This is a genomic window from Curtobacterium sp. NPDC090223, from assembly GCF_044746585.1.
Lineage (GTDB): Bacteria > Actinomycetota > Actinomycetes > Actinomycetales > Microbacteriaceae > Curtobacterium.
This window is the reverse complement of sequence record NZ_JBIVCN010000005.1, coordinates 319,831-339,023: the sequence shown is the minus strand read 5'-3', so window position 1 is coordinate 339,023 and position 19,193 is coordinate 319,831. Positions and strand designations below refer to the sequence as shown.

The following is a 19,193-nucleotide window of genomic DNA, read 5'->3' as shown; positions in this document are numbered from 1 at the left end:
GGGCGGCCCGCGCCGTCAGTGCGCTCGGACGTACTCCGTCATGATCACGGTGCCGGTCTTCCAGTGCTGCTCGGCGACGAAGCCGTGCGCCCTGAGCACCGCGGCGGCCTCGGGTTCGATGTTCCGCGACGTGCCGCCCACGAACCAGACGGTGTCGATGTCGTCCAGCCGCGCGGGGATCGTCGTCGCGAGGTCGCCTCGTCGGTTCCACAGCACGCCGGACTCCGCGCCGTTCTCGCTGACGCCGAGGTCGGTCATCCCGGTGAACGCCCACGGGTAGGCCACCCGGATGACCTCCGCCGTGGTGCCCGGGTGCCCGTAGACGCTGCCGAACACGACGCCCTCGTCGGCGTCCGGGCGGGCGTCGCGCGTCGCGTTGATGATCGACGCGGCGTTCGCCCACGTCGAGTCCTGCTTCGAGCGGGGGGTCTTCACGTCGATCGCGGTGGGGACGGACAGCACCAGGGCGAGCACGACGGCGCCGGCCAGCACCGCGCGGGGCCGCACGAGCGTGATCGCGAGGGCGATCAGGATCGCGACGAACGGCAGGCTCAGGCTGGCGTACTTCGGCGAGTAGAGGTGCTCGCCGAGCGCGGTGACCCCGACGAGCACGGCGGTCGGGACGACGGCGAGCGGCAGGGCCACCCGGACCGCCTGCATCCGGAACAGCGCGCGTACGCTCGGCGACCGGCGGTGCGCCTGGACCACCGAGGTGACGACGCCGATGCCCATGAGCGTCCACGCCCCGGCGGCGTACCAGTCGACGCCACCGAACCAGGCGGTGGCGAAGACCTGTGCGTCGGTCCGCCCGGTGATGCCGGCGATCCAGGACACCTGCTTCGACTGCGACGACACGGCGAGCACGAACGGGGAGGCCACGACGGCGGCGGAGGCGGCCGCGATCGCCCACAGCACCCACGTCCGCCGGGAGACCAGCGGTGCGGGGAGCTTGTCCGAGCGCCGGGTCATGGTGGCCCGGCGGACCTCGAACCGGCGAGCGAGCGTGATCCAGAGCAGCACCACGGCGTGCGCGACGACGGCGAGGGCGAGGTACACGTTGAAGGTGACGGCGATCAGCGCGAGGACGCCGTAGGTGATCCACCACCGGGTCGGACGCATGCCGGAACGGGTCCGGCGGACCGCGGTCAGGGCGACGAGCGTCAGGCACACCGACAGCGTCGTGATGGTGGCGTAGGGACGGCCCTCGCCGCCGGCCCACTGCACGCGGGGCAGCGCCATGAACACCAGCCCGGCGGTGATGCCGAGCCGCTTCCCACCGAGTCGGCGGCCGAGCGCGACGACGAGGCCGGCTGCGACGCCGATCGCCAGCGCGCTCGGGAACCGGAGCGTGAAGGGGGTGTACCCGACGAGCCAGAACCAGACGTGCATCAGCGCGTAGTAGAACCCGTGCACGGCGTCCACCGAGTGCAGTTCCGCCCACAGCTGCGCCCAGGTCCGCTGTGCGCTGGTGACCGTCGCCGCTTCGTCGTACCAGAGCGACGGCACCCACGAGAACGCCGCGGTGACGATGACCGCGATCGACCCGACCGTCAGCTCGGGGGTGCGGACGACCGCGACCCCGAGCGTGCCGAGGGCACCGCGCAACCGTGTCCGCACCGAGGGTGCGGACACCGGGGCGGGGATGCGGACGGCACCGGTCCGGGGGGAACTCACGCGCTCGACGGTATCGAGGCCCCCTGGGCGAGGACCCGGGGCCGATCCCGGTGCGGCTGTGAACGTCACGTCGTGATTCGGAGTGCTCTCAGGATCCGACGGGTCGTCCGGGAGCGGCTACCATCCGGGGCATGAGTCGGTTGCGGATCAGGGACGCTGCGCGGTACCTCGGGGTGAGCGACGACACGGTCCGGCGGCTGGTCGACGGCGGGACGTTCTCACGCCTCACCGACGAGGCCGGCCGCGCCGTGGTCGACGGGCGGGAACTCGCCCTCCACGCGAAGGACCACGGGGCCGCGCTGCCCGACCCGGCGGCCGGGGTGCGGAGCTCGGCGCGGAACCGGTTCGTCGGCATCGTCACGGACGTGGTCGTCGACACCGTGATGGCGCAGGTCGAGCTGCAGTGCGGTCCGCACCGGGTGGTGTCGCTGATGAGTGCGGAGGCGGTCCGTGACCTCGGGCTCGAGGTCGGTTCCGTCGCGGTGGCGTCGGTGAAGGCGACGATGGTCACGGTGGAGACGCCGGATGCCGACGACTGAGCCCACCGCGACGGGCCCAGCGGCGACGGGCCCAGCGGCGACGGGCCCAGCGGCGACGGGCCCAGCGGCGACGGGCCCAGCGGCGACGGGCCCAGCAGCGACGGGCCCCACGGCGACGGGAACCCTGAGCAGCGCGCGCCGCCGCCTGGGCTCCCGCACCGCCGCCCTGGACGGCATCGGCGAGGCGACCCTCGAACACCTCGCCGCCGCGCGCGTGCTCGTCGTCGGTGCCGGTGGCCTCGGCGCCCCGGTGATCGCGTACCTGGCCGGCAGCGGCATCGCCCGCCTGACCATCGTCGACCCGGACACCGTCGACCCGTCGAACCTGGCACGCCAGACCCTCTTCGCCGCCGCCGACGTCGGCCGCCCGAAGGCGCAGGTCGCAGCCGAGCGTGCCCGGGCCGTCGATCCCGAGTGCCGCGTCGAGGTCGTCGTCGCACCCTTCCACGCGGGCCTCGTCGCCGGACACGACGTCGTGGTGGACGCCGCCGACTCGGTGCTGGTCACCCGGGCGGTCTCGGACGCCTGCGCCACCGAACGGGTGCCGTTCGTCTGGGGGAGCGTCCTCGGCTACGACGGACAAGTGTCGGTGTTCGACGACGCCGGCAGCACGGGTCGGGCCGCGGTGGACTTCCACGACCTGCACCCGGAGGTCCAGCCGGACGAGGGCTCGTGCGCGCTCGACGGCGTCCTGCCCGCCCTGTGCGGCGCCGTCGGCTCGGTGATGGCCGCCCAGGTGACCGCGCTCGTCGCCGGGCTCGGGGAGCCCCTCGTCGGACGGGTCCTCAGCGTCGATGCCCGCCGGTGGCGCTGGACGGAGAGCACCCTGCGCCGCGGACCGGACTCGGCGCGACCGGCAGCTGCACCCGCCGACGCGCACGAACCCGACCGCATCGCACCCGCGGCGCTCGCGGCCCGGATCGCCGACGCGTCCGACCGGGTCACGATCGTGGACGTCCGCACCCCGGCCGAGCTGGCGACGGGCGTCATCCCCGGCGCGGTCACCCCCGACGAACTGACGACCACCGACGACGGCGCCGCCCTGGTCGTGGTCTGTGCCCGCGGCCCACGAGCCGTCGCCTGGGCGGCCACCACCTCCCGCCCGACGACGGTCCTCGACGGCGGCATGGAGGCCTGGCGTCGCGAAGGCTTGCCAACGGCGTAGCCGCACCTGCGGATAGGCTGGGGGTGAAGGTGCCGTAGATGCGGCTCGATCGGGGAGATCCACATGCGCGCAAGGTCCATCGCCACCGTCGTCGTCGGCATCGCAGCCGTCGCGCTCCTGGCCGGGTGCAGCACCGGCGACACGGGCAGCGGCAGCACGAGCAGCGCGAGCGGCCCCACGGGCAAGATCATCGTGTTCGCCGCGGCCTCGCTCCAGAAGACCTTCACCGAGCTCGGCAAGGACTACGAGCAGGCCAACCCCGGCGCGTCGGTCACGTTCTCCTTCGCCGGCTCGAGCGACCTCGTCACCCAGATCCAGAACGGCGCACCGGCCGACGTCTTCGCCAGCGCCGACGAGCCGAACATGCAGAAGCTCACGAAGGCCGACCTGATCGCCGGCAGCACGCCCGCGTTCGCGACCAACGTGCTCCAGATCGCCGTGGCGCCGGGCAACCCGAAGGGGATCGACGACTTCGCGGACCTGAACGCCTCCGGGCTGCAGGTCGTCACGTGCGCCGCCCCGGTCCCGTGCGGCGCGGCCACGCAGAAGGTCGAGACCGCGACGGGCATCACCCTGCACCCCGTCAGCGAGGAGCAGTCGGTCACCGACGTCCTCGGCAAGGTCGAGTCGGGTCAGGCGGACGCCGGGCTCGTCTACGTCACCGACGTCAAGGGTGCCGGCGACAAGGTGCAGGGCGTCGACTTCGACGCCGCCGACGAGGCCGTGAACACCTACCCGATCGGCGTCGTCAAGGGGTCGGCGAACGCTGCGCTGGCGAAGTCCTTCAGCGCCTACGTCCGATCCGCGGACGGCGAGAAGGTCCTGCAGGCGGCTGGCTTCGGCAAGCCGTGAGCGGCCCCGTGAGCGCGCCGTGACCAGGGCCCCGTGGTGGCTGCCGATCCCCGCGGTCCTCGGCGGCCTCTTCGTCGTCGTCCCGGTGCTCGCGATGGTCGGCCGCGTCGACTGGTCGTCCTTCGTCGCCCTGGTCACCTCCCCGGCATCGCTCACGGCGCTCGGCCTGAGCCTCGGCACCGCGGCCGCCGCGACGGGCATCGCCTTCGTCCTGGGGCTGCCCCTGGCCGTCGTGTTCTCCCGTGTCCGATCCCGCTGGGTCGGGCTCGCCCGGGCCGTGGTGCTGCTGCCGCTCGTGCTGCCACCGGTCGTCGGCGGCCTCGCACTCCTGGCGGCCTTCGGCAGGATCGGTCCGGTCGGCGGGTTCCTCGCGGACCACGGCGTCCGGATCGCGTTCACCACCGTCGCGGTGGTGATGGCGCAGACCTTCGTCGCGATGCCCTTCCTGGTCAGCGCGATCGAGGGCTCGCTCCGCATCGGCGGCGACCGCCTCGAGCGCATCGCGTCGACCCTCGGCGCGAGTCCGACGCGCGTCCTGGTCACCGTGACCATCCCGCGTGCACTGCCCGGGATCGCCTCCGGCCTCGTGCTCTGCTTCGCGCGGGCACTCGGTGAGTTCGGTGCGACGCTCACCTTCGCGGGCAGCCTGCAGGGCGTCACCCGCACGCTCCCGCTGGAGATCTACCTGCAGCGCGAGGTGGACCCGGACACCGCGGTCGCGCTGGCGCTGGTCCTCGTCGTGGTCGCCGTCGTCGTGATCGGGCTGACGTCCGTCCGCGCCGGAGCCCGGACGGTCGCCACGTGAGCGGGCTGCGTGCGCACGTCGTCCTGCGCGACCGGGACGTCGACGTCACGATCGAGGTCGGCCCCGACGAGTGCGTCGCGCTCATCGGCCCGAACGGCGCGGGCAAGTCCACCGTCGTGGAGGCGATCGCCGGTCTCGTCGCCCTCGACGCCGGCAGCATCGAGATCGACGGCCGCACCGTCGACGGTGCGCGACGACCGGTCCCACCGCACCGCCGCCGGGTCGGCCTGGTCGCGCAGCGCCCCGACCTCTTCCCGAACCTGTCGGTCGCCCGCAACGTCGGCTACGGTCCGCGCGCATCCGGACGGTCCGGACGGGAGGCCCGACTCGCCATCCAGGACGCGCTGGCCGTCGTCGACGCGGTCGGCCTGGCAGACCGCGCCCCGGCCACCCTGTCGGGCGGGCAGGCGCAGCGGGTCGCGATCGCCAGGGCCCTCGCCGCGGAACCCGCGGTGCTGCTCCTCGACGAACCGACCTCGGCACTCGACGTCGAGGCCCGGGAGAGCGTCCGGGCGGCCCTCGGCACCGCGATCACCGGCCGACCGAGCGTCCTCGTCACGCACGACCCGATCGAGGTCGTCGCACTCGCGTCCCGCGTGGTCGTGGTCGACCGCGGGCGGGTCGTGGAGTCCGGCACCACCGCGGAGGTCCTCGGCCGCCCGACCAGCGCCTTCGGCGCCGCGTTCTCCGGACTCGTGCTCGTCCCGGGGACGGCCACCGGTGGTGGCATCGCGCTCGACGGCGGCGGCGAGCTGACGTCCGTGACGCACGCCCGGCCTCCCGTCGGACCAGCGCTGGCGGCCTACCACCCGACGGCCGCCGTCCTGACACGGGACGGTGACGGACCCGTGCGCCGCGTGCGCAGCATCGAGCCACGCGACGGACTCGTCCGCGTCCGGGCCGGCGAACTCGTCGCCGACGTCACCGTCGCGACCGCGGGTCGCCTCGGACTCGCGACGGGGGACGAGGTCCGGATCACGCTCCCGCCCGGCGAAGTGGACGTCTACGCGCCCGGACGGTGACAGGATTACCCGGTGACGAGGATCTTCCGGGCCTGGCCCACCGCCGTGCCCGTGATCGCCGCGATCGTGCTCGTGTTCACCTTCGGCCGCCACGACCTCGGGACCTTCCCGGTCGCGCTCGTCGCGGTGGTCCTCGCGGGGACGGTGCTCGCGGCGGTGCACCACGCCGAGGTCGTCGCGCACCGCGTCGGCGAACCGTTCGGGTCGCTCGTGCTCGCGGTGGCGGTCACCATCATCGAGGTCGCGCTCATCATCGCGCTGTCGAGCTCCGGGGGCGCGAAGGCCGAGACGCTCGCTCGGGACACCGTGTTCTCCGCGGTGATGATCACGATGAACGGGCTCGTCGGGCTCGCGATCCTGATCGGCACGATCCGGCACCACACCGTCCGCTTCAACCAAGAGGGCGCCTCCGCCGCCACGATGACCGTCGCGGCGCTCGCCGTCCTGACGCTCGTGCTGCCGACGTTCACGACCGGCACCGACGACTCCTCGTTCACCGCGGTGCAACTCGTCTTCGTGGCGCTGGCGTCCCTCGCGCTCTACGGACTGTTCGTCGTCACGCAGACCGTGGCGCACCGGGACTTCTTCCTGCCCGTGAACCGCGCCGGCGGGGTGCTCGCGGAGTCCGAGGACGCCCACGCCGAGCGCCCCCGGGGTCGTGCCACGCTCGTGTCGCTCGGGCTGCTGCTGCTGGCGCTCGTCACCGTGGTGGGCCTGGCGAAGGTGGAGTCGCCCGCGATCGAGGCCGGCGTCGCAGCCGTGGGCTTCCCGCCGTCGTTCGTCGGCGTGGTGATCGCGCTGCTGATCCTGCTGCCCGAGGGCATCGCGGCGTCGAAGGCCGCGGCGCGGAACCGGATCCAGACCAGCCTGAACCTGGCGATGGGGTCGGCGATGGCGTCCATCGGCCTGACCATCCCGGCCATCGCGATCGCGTCGTTCTTCACCGACGGGGTGCTGCTGCTCGGGCTCGGCTCGGCGCAGATCGTCCTGCTGGCGCTGACGATCGTCGCGGCCGTCCTCACGGTGCTGCCGGGGCGTGCGACGCGCCTGCAGGGCGGCGTGCACCTGGTGATCTTCGCCGCTTTCATCGTCCTCTCGGTCAGTCCCTAGCCCCGGGGCACCCCCGAAGGAAGTCGAATCGCGCGTAGGGGGTCGTTCCTCCCGACTGCCCACGCGCGATCTCTCTTCCCAGTGCGGATGCGATGGGAAGGAACGCACGCGGGTCAGCCCCCGGCGAACGGGGGCATCACGTCCACCAGGGCGACACCGGCGAGCGGGGTCGACCGGTCGCGGGTGCTGATGCCGTCCACCAGGTACGAGCACCGTTCCTGCAGCGCCTCCCACCGCTCGGCGTCGACGGCGTGCACGCTGCGCAGGGCATCGTCGAGTGTCCCGGCGTCGGAGGTCGTCTCGTCGACCCCGACGGCCGCACGGGCCGCCGCGAAGAACCGGATCGTGGTCATCGTCACCCGCCGATCGCACTCATGCCGCGCGCCGGGTGCACCATGCCGTCGGCGTCGTCCCCGTGGTCGCGCGGCTTCGCCCACATCGCCCGACGCCAGCCGTCGAGGACCTCGGCGTCGGTGGCACCCGACCGCATCGGGCCGAGCAGGTCCGATTCCTCGTCGGAGAACAGGCAGCTGCGGACGTGCCCCTCGGCCGTGAGCCGGGTGCGGGTGCAGTCCGCGCAGAACGACTCCGTGACGCTGGCGATGATGCCGACCGTGCCGAGGTGCGCACCGGTGGCGCGGGAGGCCACCCGGAAGCGTTCGGCCGGGGCGCCGTCGCGCGGGGCGTCGTCCGGGGTCAGGACGTACTCCGCGCCGAGGATCTCGCGGGTCTCGGCAGCGGTGACCATCGTCGGGCCGTCCCAGGCGTGCCCGGGGTCGAGCGGCATCTGCTCGATGAAGCGCAGCTCGTGCCCGCGCTCCAGGCACCAGGCGAGGAGTTCCGACGCCAGGTGGTCGTTCACGCCGCGGAGGAGCACCGCGTTGACCTTCACCCCGAGGCCGGCCGCGTCCGCTGCGGCGATGCCGTCGAGCACCCGGTCGAGGAACGGGCGCCGGGTCACCGTGGCGAAGACGTCGGGGTCGACGGTGTCGAGCGACACGTTCACCCGGGTCAACCCGGCGTCACGCAGGGCCTGTGCACGCCCGGCCAGGCCGATCGCGTTCGTCGTCAGCGACACCTCGACGGGGAGCGCGGCGCAGCGGGCGATCACGTCGACGAGGTCCCCGCGCAGGAGCGGCTCACCGCCCGTGAACCGGACCTTGCGGATCCCCAGGTGCTCGGCGCCGAGCCGGACGAGTCGCTCGATCTCGGCCGCCGTCATCAGGGCGTCGCTCGGGATCACCGGCAGTCCCTCCGCCGGCATGCAGTACGTGCAGCGGAGGTTGCAGCGCTCCGTGAGGGAGACCCGGAGGTCGATCGCGCGACGACCGAAGCGGTCGACCAGCGCGTCGTCGCCGTCCGGCCGGGGCGGGACCGCGGTCGACGAGCGCACGTGTCGCAGCAGCCCGGTCGATGGGAGTGCGACGGCCGTCATGGCAGCGATGATACGTGCAGCCGCCGGTCCCGCCCGGGGAGGAGCCGGTCGCGCCACCGGACCCAGTCGGAGCGGTCCGTGCGGATCAGCGTGACGACGACGATCACCACGACGGCGGCGCCGAGCCACCACCGGTAGGCGTCGACCGACGGCCACACCCCGCGCAGGGCGATGGCGAGCGCGACGGACATCCACTCCCAGCGGCCGGAGAGCACCACGAACGGGATCAGGAGCAGCGCGTACCAGGGGTAGCGGGGCGTCACCGCGAGGAACGTCACGCCGATCATCAGCACCTCGCCGGACCACGGCCGCGACGGGTCGGACAGCCGCCATGCGAGCACCGCGGCGACCAGGACGAGCAGCCCCACCACGACCGTGCCCGCGTCCCCCTTGACCACGAGCGAGACCAGGGCGAACCGGGAGCCGTCCTCGTAGCCCTCTTCGGTGAGGTAGCCCGGCAGGTACCCGAGGACCTTCGTCCCGGTGACCGCGACGTAGGGGACGTAGAGCAGCCCGAACACCGCGATGCCGACCGGGATCGCCCACCAGTTCCGCCACCGCCCGAGGAGCGCCGGGTACACGATGGCCGGGATGAGCTTCGCGCAGGTCGCGGCACCGAGCATGATCCCGCCCCAGATCGGCCGACCGAACGCGACGAGCACGGCACCGCCGGTCGCGAGCGCCGCGCCGATGACGTCCACGTGCGAGTTGGTCACGGCCTCGGATGCCACGAGCGGCGACCACGCCCAGATCGCGGCCCACCACGCCGGGCGGCCGGTGCGGCGGAGCACGGCGAGCAGACCGACGGTGACGCCGAGCGACACGAGCAGGCCGGCGACCTGGAACGGCCAGTACTGCACCGTGACCGGAACGAAGGCCCGGACGAGGGCGAACCAGAGCTCGGCCATCGGTGGGTAGATCGTCGGCACGTCCGGACGGTTGATCGCGGTGCAGTGCCCGAGCGCCCCGTCGCCGAGGCCCCGGTAGCGCGGCTGCAGCGGGTCGCACGTGCCGTCGATCTTGTCCGGGAACAGCCACTCCGGACGCAGCGCTGCGAGCGCTTCGGACTGCGGGGTGTGCGCGTACGGCGAGATCCCCGCGTGCTGCACGATGCCGTCCCAGGCGTACCGGGCCGAGTCGGTGCTCGTGTTCGGCGGCCCGGCCAGTGCGGCGAGTCCCACCACGACGGCCCCGCCGAGGACGATGATGGTCACCAGACGCGTGGGCACGAACCGGAGCGCGACGACAGCGATGACGAAGACCGCCCAAGCGATCAGGGTCCACGCAACGAATGGTTGACGATGACCCGACCGGAGGAACCCCAGATGCGTGACGCCGACGGCGATGACGCCCGCGAGGGCCAGCACGCCGACGACGGCGAGCACGGTCGTGAACGGGTGGCCGAGTCGCAGTCGCATGGTCCGTCGAGGCTACCGACGATCGTCCGGACCGCGTTGCACGACGCGAGGGCGGCGATGGCCTCCCCGAACCGCAACGCCCGCTCGGCCGTCGTCCTCGGACGCCTGCTCGGCATCGCGTTCCTGATCTGCTTCGGCACCGGGCTCTACAGCCACCTGCTGCAGGACCCGCTGCCGTGGATGCACTTCGCGACCCGACCGGTCCGGCTCTACCAGTTCACCCAGGGCCTGCACATCACCGCCGGGATCGCGATCATCCCGCTGCTCCTGGCGAAGCTCAACACGGTGATGCCCGCGCTCGCCCAGGACCCGCCGGTCCGCGGGGCGCTGCACCTGCTCGAACGGCTCTCCATCGCGGTGTTCGTCTCCGCCGCGATCGTCCAGGTCGGCACCGGCCTCGTGAACACCTACCAGTGGTACCCGTGGCCGTTCCCGTTCCGCCAGGTGCACTTCGCCCTGTCGTTCGTCCTCATCGGCTCCCTGGCGATCCACATCGGGACGAAGCTGCCGATCATCGTGCGGTACTGGCGGGCGCGGCACTCCTACGACCCGGACGGCCGGTTCGTCCACGACGACACCGTCGGCAGCGAACTGCCGGAGTACCACGGCACCGGCACGTACCCACGGGGCATCACCGGCCGTGTGATGCGCTGGGCCGACGGGGCGGAGCCGCGCCGAGCCTCCAGGCCGCAGCCCACCGTGAGCGCCGGACGACGCGAGCGGATCGCCCGTCGCGGCTTCTTCACCGGCGTCGCCGCGGCGACGGCCGGGGTCGTCGTGCTCACGGCCGGCCAGTCCTCGAAGCTGGCCGAACCCTTCAACGTCTTCGCGCCCCGCAAGCGCGGCCTCGGCCCGAACGGTCTCCCCGTGAACCGCACCGCCCGCGCGGCCGGGGTGCTGGCGACCGCGACCGCGGCGGACTGGAGCCTCACCGTCGTGGGACCCGCCGTCACCAGGACGTTCTCGCGGGCCGAGCTCGTCGCACTCGGCACGACCGAGTCGGCACTGCCGATCTCCTGCGTCGAGGGGTGGAGCCAGATGGCCAGGTGGAAGGGCGTCCGGATGCGCGACCTGCTCGCGGCCGTGCAGGCCGACCCGGCGTCGCACGTGCGCGTGACGAGCCTCGAACGGCACGGCGGCTACCGGATCATGGACATGGGGCCGGAGTACGCGTCGGACCCGACGACGCTCGTCGCCCTCGAGCTGAACGGCGCCACCCTCGACCTCGACCACGGGTTCCCCGCCCGGATCATCGCACCCGGACGACCCGGGGTGCTGCAGACCAAGTGGATCGAGCGGATCGAGGTGCTCTCGTGAGGGCCGCCCGGATCGTCCTGGTCGTCCTCGGCGTGCTGGTGCTCGCGTTCGGCGCGTACGTGATGGTGACCACCGTCAAGCCGAACCGGATCGGCGGCCTGGCGACGTGGCTGCTCGGCGCGGTGATCCTGCACGACGCGATCCTGTCGCCGTTCGTCGTGCTCGTCGGCCTCGGGCTGCGCCGCGCCGGACGGGCCCTGCACGCATGGGTGCTCGTCGTCGTGCAGGGCGCGATCGTGCTCGGGAGCGTCCTGGCGCTCGTCGTCATCCCGGAGATCGGCGCGAAGCACCACGGTGCGAAGAACCCGACCGTGGTGCCGTTCGACTACGGCGCCAGGTTGCTCGTGGTCGAGGGCGTCCTGCTCCTCGTGGTCATCGCCGCACTCGTCGTCGGGTGGCGCACCGCCCGGCGTCGACCGGCACTGGTTGAATCGACAACCATTTCGTAGGATGGGGGCATGACCGACGAGACCCCCTGGCTGACGCGCGAACAGCTGCGCGCCTGGATGAAGCTCGTCGCCGTCATGGAACTCCTGCCGGCGGCCCTCGACCAGCAGCTCCAGCGCGACGCCGACCTGACGCACTTCGACTACATGGTCATCGCGATGCTCTCCGAGACCGACACCAGGACGCTCCGGATGTCGGCGCTCGCCGCGGCCACGAACGCGTCGCTGCCGCGGTTGTCGCACGTGGTGTCCCGGCTCGAGAAGCGCGGACTCGTGTCCCGCTGTCCGTCCGCCGACGACCGGCGTGCGACCGACGTCCGGCTCACCGACGCGGGGTACGCCACCATCGTCGAGGCGGCGCCCGACCACGTCCGGACCGCGCGGAAGTACGTCATCGACGCACTGTCCGACGAGCAGGTCGCGCAGCTCGACGGGATCGCGAAGTCGCTCCTGTCGACCCTCGACCCGGAGAAGCGGTTCGCTGCGCTCACCTACCCGAGGGACGACGACGACGCGGCCATCTGCGAGGCCCGCCTGACGGGGACCGCGGCCGACTGACGGGAGGCCCGGTGCCGGCCCGCCCGGCCCTCCCGTCCGCCCCGTGGTGCGGCCCGCCGCCCCAGTCCTGCGCCGTCGAGCGGCGCGCCCCGTGCAATAGGCTCGGCGGCATGAGCCAGCCCGACGCAGCGTCCGACACGTACAGCTACCTCGGACCCGCCGGCACCTTCACCGAGGCGGCGCTCAAGCTGGTCGAGGCCGCCGCCGGCAAGCCCTGGCGGAGCGTCAACAACGTCGGGGAAGCGCTCGACGACGTGGTCTCCGGCCGCTCGGTCGGCGCGGTCATCGCGATCGAGAACAGCGTCGACGGCGGCGTCAGCGCCACCCAGGACGCCCTCGCCCGGATCCCCGGCGTGCGGATCGTGGGGGAGTACCTGGTCCCCGTCGACTTCGTGCTCGTCGCCCGGCACGGTACGGTGCTCGCCGACGTCCGCACGGTGAACGCGCACCCCGTCGCGTACGCCCAGACCCACCACTGGCTCGAGGCGAACGTCCCCGGCCACGGGCACATCCCCGCGTCGTCGAACGTCGCCGCCGCGACCGCCCTGCTCGACGCGAACCCGACCGCGGACGCCGCCGTGGCACCCCCCGGGATCACCGACCACCACGACCTCGTGGTCCTCGCGGACTCGATCGGGGACAACGCCAGCGCCGTCACCCGGTTCGTGCTCGTCTCGAGGACCCTGGCGATCCCGGAGCGGACCGGCTCGGACAAGACGAGCGTCATCGTGGAGCTCCCCGCCGACCACCCGGGTGCCCTCGTCGACATGCTCGAGCAGTTCGCGACGCGGGGGATCAACATGGGGTTGCTGTCCTCGCGGCCGATCGGCGACGAGCTCGGCCGCTACCGGTTCGTCATCGACCTGGACGGGCACGTGCTCGACGAGCGGGTGGCCGACGCGCTCCTCGGCCTGCGGCGGTTCAGCCCGCGTGTGACGTTCCTCGGGTCGTACCCGCGGGCCGATCGGCAGGAGTCCGACGTGCCCCTGCGCTACTCGGACGAGGCCTTCGTCGAGGCCCGCGACTGGCTCCGCGCCATCGTGTCCGGCGAGCGCGCGTAGCGCGCGCGGGCGCGCGCCGCGCCGCGCGCGCCGCGCCGCGCGCGCCGCGCGCGCCGCGCGCGCCGCGCGCGCCGCGCGCGCCGCGGTGTGCGGGGTTCCGTACACCGTGCGAGGCACCGCGGCTCGCACAGTGTCCGGAACCTCGCACAGTGCGGGCTCACTACCCGCGCCTGCGTCCCTTCGCGGGAGCGTCCGACGGCGCGGGCACCCGCACGCGCAACGCCCCGGCGTCGATGCGCGCCCGGAACGCCGAGATCTCGCCCACCGGGTCGCCGTCGATCTCGAACTCGTCGGGCTTCTCGAGCCGGAGCACGAACTCCTCGCCGCGCAGGTACCGCAGCGGCCGCTCCTGCTTCGCGCGCGAGATGATCCGGCGACCGACGATGGAGTTGCCGAACGACGACCGGCGGAACCACCGCAGGATCGCGTTCTCCCAGAAGATCCGCGCGCCGATCCGCACCCAGCCGAAGAAGCCGCGGGGACGCATCACGACGATGTCGAACACGCCGTCGTCGATCTCGGCCTCTGGCAGCAGCATGGCGTTCGCCTGGAGCATCCCGCAGTTCCCGACGATCACCGAGTGCCCGCGGACAGACTTCGTCGTGGACTCGTCCAGGCGGTACCGGAAGTCGAAGCCGTCGATGTCGCGGAGCGACCGGAACAGCGAGTCGACGTAGGCCAGCCACCCGACGCGCTTCTTCAGCCCCGGGCGGGTGTTCGCGAGCATCCGGGCGTCGAGCCCGAGCCCGGCCATCACCAGGAACCCGAACTGCTCCCGGGTGCCGTCGGGTCGCTCCAGACCGAGCAGCCCGAAGTCGATCGGCCGGTCGTGCCCGCCGAAGATCATCTGCGCGCTGGCGTCCATGTCGTCGAGCGGCAGCTTCATGTTGCGGGCGAGCAGGTTGCCCGTCCCGCTCGGCAGCAGTGCCAGGGCGGCATCGGAGCCGTGCACGACCTCGGCCACCGCGCGGACGGTGCCGTCACCGCCGGCCGCTGCGACCACGTCGGCGCCGGCGTCGAGCGCCTGGCGGGCCATCCCTCCGCCGGGGTCCTCCTCGGTGGTCTCGAACCACAGCGTCTCGTGCCAGCCGGCTTCGCGCTCGTACTTCGCCACCGTCCGCTTCAGTGTGGGGAGGTGCACCTTGACCGGGTTGTAGACGACGGCGGCGGTGCGGTGCTCGGTGGCGAGGGCGTCCGACTGCGCGGGCGCGGTCTCCGAGGGAGATGACATGGACCAACGGTACCGGCGGGGCCTGCGTGTCGCGCCCTGGCCGGGGCACCTGGTGCACACCCGAGCCGCAACGCGGTCTGGCTAGGATGAACCGGTGATTGACCCCCAGCTGCTGCGCGACGATCCCGATGTCATCAAGGCCTCACAGGCTGCGCGCGGCGCCTCCGTCGACGTCGTCGACGAGGCGGTCGCCGCCGACGCCGCCAGGCGGAGCGCGATCTCGTCGTTCGAAGCCCTCCGTGCCGAGCAGAACGCGTTCGGCAAGACCGTCGCGAAGGCCCCGAAGGACGAGAAGGCCGCGCTCGTGCAGCAGGCCCAGGCACTCGCCGCCCAGGTGAAGGAAGCCCAGGCCGCCGTCACCGCGTCAGAGGAAACGTTCAACCGGGTCGTCCGCTCGATCCCGAACGTCGTGCTGCCCGGCGTGCCCGAGGGCGGCGAGGACGACTTCGTCACGCTGAAGACCGTCGGCACCAAGCCGGAGTTCGACTTCGAGCCGAAGGACCACGCGGACCTCGGCGAACTGCTCGACATCATCGACATCCCGCGCGGGGTGAAGGTGTCCGGCTCGCGCTTCTACTTCCTCAAGGGCCTCGGCGCCCGGCTCGAGATCGCGCTCATGTCGCTCGGTCTCGACCGCGCGATCCAGCACGGGTTCGTCCCGCTCATCACGCCCACGCTCGTGCGCCCCGAGACGATGGCCGGCACCGGCTTCCTCGGCGAGCACGCGGCCGAGGTCTACCGCCTCGAAGCCGACGACCTGTACCTGACCGGCACCAGCGAGGTGGCCCTGGCCGGGTACCACGCCGACGAGATCCTGGCGTTCCCCGCCGCCGAGGACGGCGACCAGGCGCTCCGCTACGCCGGCTGGTCGACCTGCTACCGCCGCGAGGCCGGTTCGGCGGGCAAGGACAACCGCGGCATCCTGCGCGTGCACCAGTTCAACAAGCTCGAGATGTTCTCCTACGTCCACCCGGACCAGGCGGACGCCGAGCACGCGAAGCTCATGGCGTACCAGGAGTCGATGCTCCAGGACCTCGGGCTGCACTACCGCGTGATCGAGACCGCCGCCGGCGACCTCGGCACGAGCGCCGCCCGCAAGTACGACCTCGAGGCGTGGGTCCCGACGCAGGGCACCTTCCGCGAGCTCACCTCGACCTCGAACTGCACCACGTTCCAGGCCCGGCGCCTCGACATCCGGTACCGCACCGAGTCAGGCAAGACCGCCCCGGTCGCCACGCTCAACGGCACCCTCGCGACCACCCGCTGGCTCGTCGCGATCCTCGAGACGCACCAGCAGGCCGACGGCTCGGTCGTCGTGCCCGAGGTGCTCCGTCCGTACCTCGGTGGCGTCGAGGTGATCGAACCCCGATGAACAACGCGCACGGCACGGCCACCACCCGCGTCAAGCGCTGGCTCGTCGCGCTCGACATCGACGGCACCGTGATGCGCGAGGACGGCGTCGTCACCCAGGCCACCGTGGAGGCGATCCAGTCCGCCGCTGCCGCCGGCCACCAGGTCATGCTCTCCACCGGGCGCAGCGAGGGCATGACCGTGCCCGTCCTGCAGACGCTCGGCATCGAGCCCGAGTACCTGGTCTGCGCGAACGGCGCGGTGACCCTCCGTCGCTCGGACGCCCCGCACGCGATCGACGGCTACGTGCGCGTGCACGTCGAGACCTTCGACCCGACCGACGTGCTGCAGACCATCCGCGGCGCCCTGTCGAACGCGGCGTACGGCGTCGAGTCGCCCGACGGCCACTACCTGCTCTCCGGTGAGTTCCCCGACGACGCGATGACGGCCTCCGGGGAGCACGTCGACTTCGAGCAGCTGCTCGGCGTGCAGGCCACCCGTGTCGTGGTCATCTCGCCGGAGCACGGGCTCGAGGAGTTCTTGGCGATCGTCGACCGGATGGGCCTGCACAAGGTCTCGTACAACGTCGGCTGGACGGCATGGCTCGACATCGCTCCCGAGGGCGTGACGAAGGCCACCGCGATGGAACGCGTCCGCGAGTGGTTCGACATCCCGCGCTCCCGGGTCTTCGCGGCCGGCGACGGGCGCAACGACATCGACATGCTGCGGTGGGCCTCCACCTCTGGCCGCGGCGTCGCCATGGGACAGGCTCCGGAGGACGTGGTCGACGCTGCGAGCGAGATCACCGGCGGCGTGACGGACGACGGGCTCGCCGCGGCCCTGGACACCCTGCCCCGCTGACATCCCCGCCCGTCGCCTGAGCGACGAAGAGCAACGCCGAAGGGCACCGCATCCGCGGTGCCCTTCGGCGTTGCTGCATGCGACGCAGCATCCATGATGATATCTAAATCTTGCATGTCAACTCTCGTATTGATATATTTCAGTACGAGAGTCTCCGAGCCGTGTCACGGCGCCACCTCTCGAACCCCGAATCGATCAGAGAGGTCCCATGTCGTCCCCGTCGCCCAAAACCCATCTCATGCGACGCCGCCCCGTCGTGCGCGTCGTCCTCGTGCTCGTGTCGCTCATCGCGGCGTGGCACATCTTCGCCCAGCTGCTCTGGATCGCCCCGTACTCGGCGGCCATGCGCTCGCTCGTCCCCGGCAACTTCCTGACCAGCTGGCAGATCCCGTTCTTCGGGCAGAGCTGGTCCGTCTTCGCCCCTGATCCCATCAACGGCAACTACCACTTCTACGTCCGCGCGGTCGAGACCGTCGACGGCAAGCAGCAGAACAGCGAGTGGATCGACGCCGCCGAGGACGAGCTCAAGCTCTCCCGCCACAACCTCCTCCCGCCGCGTGCCGCCGGCCTCGCCAACGAGCAGGCCAGCAAGTACCGCGACGCCTACAGCAAGCTCAACGCGAAGCAGCAGGAAGTCGTCGAGGCGAACTACTACACCGGCGCCGACTGGAAGTCCCGCTTCGAGACCGCGCTCTACAAGGCGTCGGGCGACGACGCGACGGCCAGGGCGAACGCCGGCTCGTTCATCACCCAGCACGCCTACACGAGCGCCTACGCCACCCAGGTCGCCAAGACCATGTGGGGTGAGGACGTCACGACGATCCGCTTCGCCATCTCCCGCCAGAACGCGGTGCCATTCGACGAGCGCAACAACCCCGACGCGAAGCCAGAACCCGAGCAGTGGTCCCCGACGGGCTGGCGCGGCACCTTCATCATGCCCGGCCAGTCCCACAAGGACTTCGCCGACACCTTCAAGAAGCTCGCAGAGGAGAAGTGACCATGGGCAACACCGTCACCGCCGGGGCCACTCGCCTCGGCCGCATGCTCAAGGACCTCGCGTGCGCGGGTCGCGCCGGCGTCGTCACGCTCGCCAGCCGAGGCGCCGCCTTCTCCGAGGACTGGCTGCTCGGCAAGAAGCGAGCCCTGTACGGCCTCGCCGTCTTCCGCATCCTGATCGGCGTGATGGGGATGGGCATCCTCGCCGCCAACTGGTCGACCCGCCTCTACGCGTACGGCGCCGGCTCCGCGTGGACCGGGCAGCACCTCTACCCGGGCAGCGACTTCGAGAAGATCTGGCTGTTCAAGTGGTTCAACTTCGTCGGCCCGGACAACGTCGGCTTCACGCTGAGCTACATCGGCCTGTTCGTCATCGCCTTCCTGGTGGCGATCGGGTGGCGCACGAAGTTCGTCCTGCCGGTGTACCTGGTCTTCTACGTGTCGTTCATCGAGATGAACGACCTGCTCAGTGACCAGAGCGACAACCTCCTGCGCATGGTCATGATCTACATGCTCTTCGCGGACACCTCGGCCCGGCTCTCGCTCGATGCTCGCCGCCACGCGAAGTCGCACGACGCCCTGCGCCGCTTCGACCGCCGCAGCCGCATGGTCCGTCCGTACACCGCGATGTTCCACAACTTGGCGATCGTCGTCACCACCATGCACGTCGGCTTCGTCTACATGTCCGGCGCGCTCTACAAGGCACAGGGCGGAACCTGGGGTGCAGGCACCGCGGTCTACGGCCCGCTCATGGTCGACCGGTTCTCCACCTGGCCGGAGATCGCCAAGATCATCACCACCTGGGGTCCGATGGTCGCCGCCTTCTCGTGGGGCACGATCATCCTGCAGATGATGTTCCTGCCGATGCTGCTGAACCGCATCACCCGCATCATCGTCCTGATCGGCATCATGTCGTTCCACGTCGGTATCGGCGTCCTGATGGGCCTGCCGTTCTTCTCCATGGCGATGATCGCCGTCGACGCGATCTTCGTCCGCGACCACACCTGGCGCGCCATGGGCCGCGGCCTCAAGCGGGCCTGGGCCAACGCGGCGCGACGCTCGCCCGGGGTCACCCTGGCGGAGCGGCGGACGACGGCGGACGCCGTCGCAGCCACCCCGGTGGACGACGCGTGGTCCGGTGCGGCTCCCGTCTCGCCGGTGGTCGCCACTGACGACCTGGAGGCCGGGGTCGCCCCCGTCGCGACCGCGACGGACGTCGACGTGGTCACCACGACTCCGGAGCCGGCCACCCTGTGGACGCGACGCCCTGCCGAGAGCGCGAGCCGTGCCTCCAGTCCGGACGACGCGGAAGCGGACGCGACCGACCGTCGCGACGACTCCGTGGTGGTCTGA

The 19,193-nt window shown here is 71.9% G+C and carries 19 protein-coding genes; 14 read left to right on the top strand and 5 right to left on the bottom strand.

Annotated features, from left to right (window positions below):
• Nucleotides 1-15: 15 nt before the first annotated feature.
• Complete coding sequence (locus ACIPJY_RS14230; RefSeq protein WP_400461180.1) at nucleotides 16-1,674, bottom strand: hypothetical protein; 1,659 nt, start codon at nucleotides 1,672-1,674, stop codon at nucleotides 16-18.
• 131 nt (nucleotides 1,675-1,805) lie between these two features.
• Between ACIPJY_RS14230 and ACIPJY_RS14225 the strand changes: the two genes are divergently transcribed.
• The 6 genes from ACIPJY_RS14225 to ACIPJY_RS14200 all read left to right on the top strand — a co-directional run bounded on the left by ACIPJY_RS14225 (nucleotide 1,806) and on the right by ACIPJY_RS14200 (nucleotide 7,167).
• On the top strand, nucleotides 1,806-2,213 hold the full coding sequence (locus ACIPJY_RS14225; RefSeq protein ID WP_400461183.1) for a molybdopterin-binding protein: 408 nt from the start codon (nucleotides 1,806-1,808) through the stop codon (nucleotides 2,211-2,213).
• Nucleotides 2,200-3,378, top strand: a complete 1,179-nt coding sequence (locus ACIPJY_RS14220; protein WP_400461186.1) for a ThiF family adenylyltransferase — start codon at nucleotides 2,200-2,202, stop codon at nucleotides 3,376-3,378. Before ACIPJY_RS14225 ends, ACIPJY_RS14220 begins: the two co-directional genes overlap by 14 nt.
• 63 nt (nucleotides 3,379-3,441) lie before the next feature.
• Complete coding sequence (gene modA, locus ACIPJY_RS14215) at nucleotides 3,442-4,230, top strand: molybdate ABC transporter substrate-binding protein (protein WP_400461189.1); 789 nt, start codon at nucleotides 3,442-3,444, stop codon at nucleotides 4,228-4,230.
• A gap of 19 nt (nucleotides 4,231-4,249) precedes the next feature.
• A complete protein-coding gene (locus tag ACIPJY_RS14210; RefSeq protein ID WP_400461192.1) occupies nucleotides 4,250-5,035 on the top strand; it encodes an ABC transporter permease in 786 nt (261 codons plus the stop codon).
• On the top strand, nucleotides 5,032-6,057 hold the full coding sequence (locus tag ACIPJY_RS14205) for a sulfate/molybdate ABC transporter ATP-binding protein (RefSeq protein WP_400461195.1): 1,026 nt from the start codon (nucleotides 5,032-5,034) through the stop codon (nucleotides 6,055-6,057). The genes ACIPJY_RS14210 and ACIPJY_RS14205 overlap by 4 nt, the downstream gene beginning before the upstream one ends.
• Before the next feature lie 12 nt (nucleotides 6,058-6,069).
• Nucleotides 6,070-7,167 (top strand): calcium:proton antiporter, encoded by a 1,098-nt coding sequence (locus tag ACIPJY_RS14200; RefSeq protein WP_400461198.1) that lies wholly within the window; start codon nucleotides 6,070-6,072, stop codon nucleotides 7,165-7,167.
• Nucleotides 7,168-7,280: 113 nt separating this feature from the next.
• Here the strand turns inward: ACIPJY_RS14200 and ACIPJY_RS14195 are convergent, their stop codons facing one another.
• From ACIPJY_RS14195 to ACIPJY_RS14185, 3 genes are read right to left on the bottom strand one after another with little or no spacing between them, the layout of a single operon-like run.
• A complete protein-coding gene (locus ACIPJY_RS14195; protein WP_400461201.1) occupies nucleotides 7,281-7,520 on the bottom strand; it encodes a MoaD/ThiS family protein in 240 nt (79 codons plus the stop codon).
• Nucleotides 7,521-7,522: 2 nt separating this feature from the next.
• Complete coding sequence (gene moaA / locus ACIPJY_RS14190; RefSeq protein WP_400461204.1) at nucleotides 7,523-8,602, bottom strand: GTP 3',8-cyclase MoaA; 1,080 nt, start codon at nucleotides 8,600-8,602, stop codon at nucleotides 7,523-7,525.
• Nucleotides 8,599-10,020 (bottom strand): glycosyltransferase 87 family protein, encoded by a 1,422-nt coding sequence (locus tag ACIPJY_RS14185; protein WP_400461207.1) that lies wholly within the window; start codon nucleotides 10,018-10,020, stop codon nucleotides 8,599-8,601. Before ACIPJY_RS14185 ends, moaA begins: the two co-directional genes overlap by 4 nt.
• A gap of 57 nt (nucleotides 10,021-10,077) precedes the next feature.
• Here ACIPJY_RS14185 and ACIPJY_RS14180 point away from each other — a divergent pair, with 57 nt between their 5' ends.
• The 4 genes from ACIPJY_RS14180 (at nucleotide 10,078) to pheA (ending at nucleotide 13,402) form a co-directional block, all read left to right on the top strand.
• Nucleotides 10,078-11,337 (top strand): molybdopterin-dependent oxidoreductase, encoded by a 1,260-nt coding sequence (locus ACIPJY_RS14180; RefSeq protein WP_400461209.1) that lies wholly within the window; start codon nucleotides 10,078-10,080, stop codon nucleotides 11,335-11,337.
• Nucleotides 11,334-11,786 (top strand): hypothetical protein, encoded by a 453-nt coding sequence (locus ACIPJY_RS14175; RefSeq protein WP_400461212.1) that lies wholly within the window; start codon nucleotides 11,334-11,336, stop codon nucleotides 11,784-11,786. Before ACIPJY_RS14180 ends, ACIPJY_RS14175 begins: the two co-directional genes overlap by 4 nt.
• Nucleotides 11,787-11,795: 9 nt before the next feature.
• Complete coding sequence (locus tag ACIPJY_RS14170) at nucleotides 11,796-12,341, top strand: MarR family winged helix-turn-helix transcriptional regulator (protein ID WP_400461215.1); 546 nt, start codon at nucleotides 11,796-11,798, stop codon at nucleotides 12,339-12,341.
• A 110-nt stretch (nucleotides 12,342-12,451) separates the two neighbouring features.
• Nucleotides 12,452-13,402, top strand: coding sequence for a prephenate dehydratase (gene pheA / locus ACIPJY_RS14165; RefSeq protein ID WP_400461218.1), 951 nt, complete (start codon nucleotides 12,452-12,454; stop codon nucleotides 13,400-13,402).
• 160 nt (nucleotides 13,403-13,562) lie between these two features.
• Here the strand turns inward: pheA and ACIPJY_RS14160 are convergent, their stop codons facing one another.
• Nucleotides 13,563-14,633 (bottom strand): diacylglycerol/lipid kinase family protein, encoded by a 1,071-nt coding sequence (locus ACIPJY_RS14160; protein WP_400461221.1) that lies wholly within the window; start codon nucleotides 14,631-14,633, stop codon nucleotides 13,563-13,565.
• Between the two features lie 94 nt (nucleotides 14,634-14,727).
• Between ACIPJY_RS14160 and serS the strand changes: the two genes are divergently transcribed.
• From serS to ACIPJY_RS14140, 4 genes are all read left to right on the top strand, one after another.
• Nucleotides 14,728-16,005 carry a serine--tRNA ligase gene (serS, locus tag ACIPJY_RS14155; protein ID WP_400461224.1) on the top strand — a complete coding sequence of 426 codons (1,278 nt, stop codon included), beginning with the start codon at nucleotides 14,728-14,730 and terminating at the stop codon, nucleotides 16,003-16,005.
• Entirely contained in the window at nucleotides 16,002-16,844 is an 843-nt protein-coding gene (locus ACIPJY_RS14150; protein ID WP_400461227.1) for an HAD family hydrolase, read from the top strand. Before serS ends, ACIPJY_RS14150 begins: the two co-directional genes overlap by 4 nt.
• A gap of 238 nt (nucleotides 16,845-17,082) precedes the next feature.
• Nucleotides 17,083-17,841, top strand: a complete 759-nt coding sequence (locus ACIPJY_RS14145; RefSeq protein ID WP_400461230.1) for a DUF5819 family protein — start codon at nucleotides 17,083-17,085, stop codon at nucleotides 17,839-17,841.
• Between the two features lie 2 nt (nucleotides 17,842-17,843).
• Nucleotides 17,844-19,193, top strand: a complete 1,350-nt coding sequence (locus tag ACIPJY_RS14140; protein WP_400461233.1) for an HTTM domain-containing protein — start codon at nucleotides 17,844-17,846, stop codon at nucleotides 19,191-19,193.

Coding starts and splice junctions, on each gene's coding strand:
- ACIPJY_RS14160 (WP_400461221.1), bottom strand. CDS start 14,633: ATGTCATCTCCCTCGGAGACCGCGCCCGCGCAGTCGGACGCCCTCGCC.
- ACIPJY_RS14150 (WP_400461227.1), top strand. CDS start 16,002: ATGAACAACGCGCACGGCACGGCCACCACCCGCGTCAAGCGCTGGCTC.
- ACIPJY_RS14185 (WP_400461207.1), bottom strand. CDS start 10,020: ATGCGACTGCGACTCGGCCACCCGTTCACGACCGTGCTCGCCGTCGTC.
- moaA (WP_400461204.1), bottom strand. CDS start 8,602: ATGACGGCCGTCGCACTCCCATCGACCGGGCTGCTGCGACACGTGCGC.
- ACIPJY_RS14145 (WP_400461230.1), top strand. CDS start 17,083: ATGCGACGCCGCCCCGTCGTGCGCGTCGTCCTCGTGCTCGTGTCGCTC.
- ACIPJY_RS14170 (WP_400461215.1), top strand. CDS start 11,796: ATGACCGACGAGACCCCCTGGCTGACGCGCGAACAGCTGCGCGCCTGG.
- pheA (WP_400461218.1), top strand. CDS start 12,452: ATGAGCCAGCCCGACGCAGCGTCCGACACGTACAGCTACCTCGGACCC.
- ACIPJY_RS14195 (WP_400461201.1), bottom strand. CDS start 7,520: ATGACCACGATCCGGTTCTTCGCGGCGGCCCGTGCGGCCGTCGGGGTC.
- ACIPJY_RS14180 (WP_400461209.1), top strand. CDS start 10,078: ATGGCCTCCCCGAACCGCAACGCCCGCTCGGCCGTCGTCCTCGGACGC.
- ACIPJY_RS14220 (WP_400461186.1), top strand. CDS start 2,200: ATGCCGACGACTGAGCCCACCGCGACGGGCCCAGCGGCGACGGGCCCA.
- ACIPJY_RS14225 (WP_400461183.1), top strand. CDS start 1,806: ATGAGTCGGTTGCGGATCAGGGACGCTGCGCGGTACCTCGGGGTGAGC.
- modA (WP_400461189.1), top strand. CDS start 3,442: ATGCGCGCAAGGTCCATCGCCACCGTCGTCGTCGGCATCGCAGCCGTC.
- ACIPJY_RS14140 (WP_400461233.1), top strand. CDS start 17,844: ATGGGCAACACCGTCACCGCCGGGGCCACTCGCCTCGGCCGCATGCTC.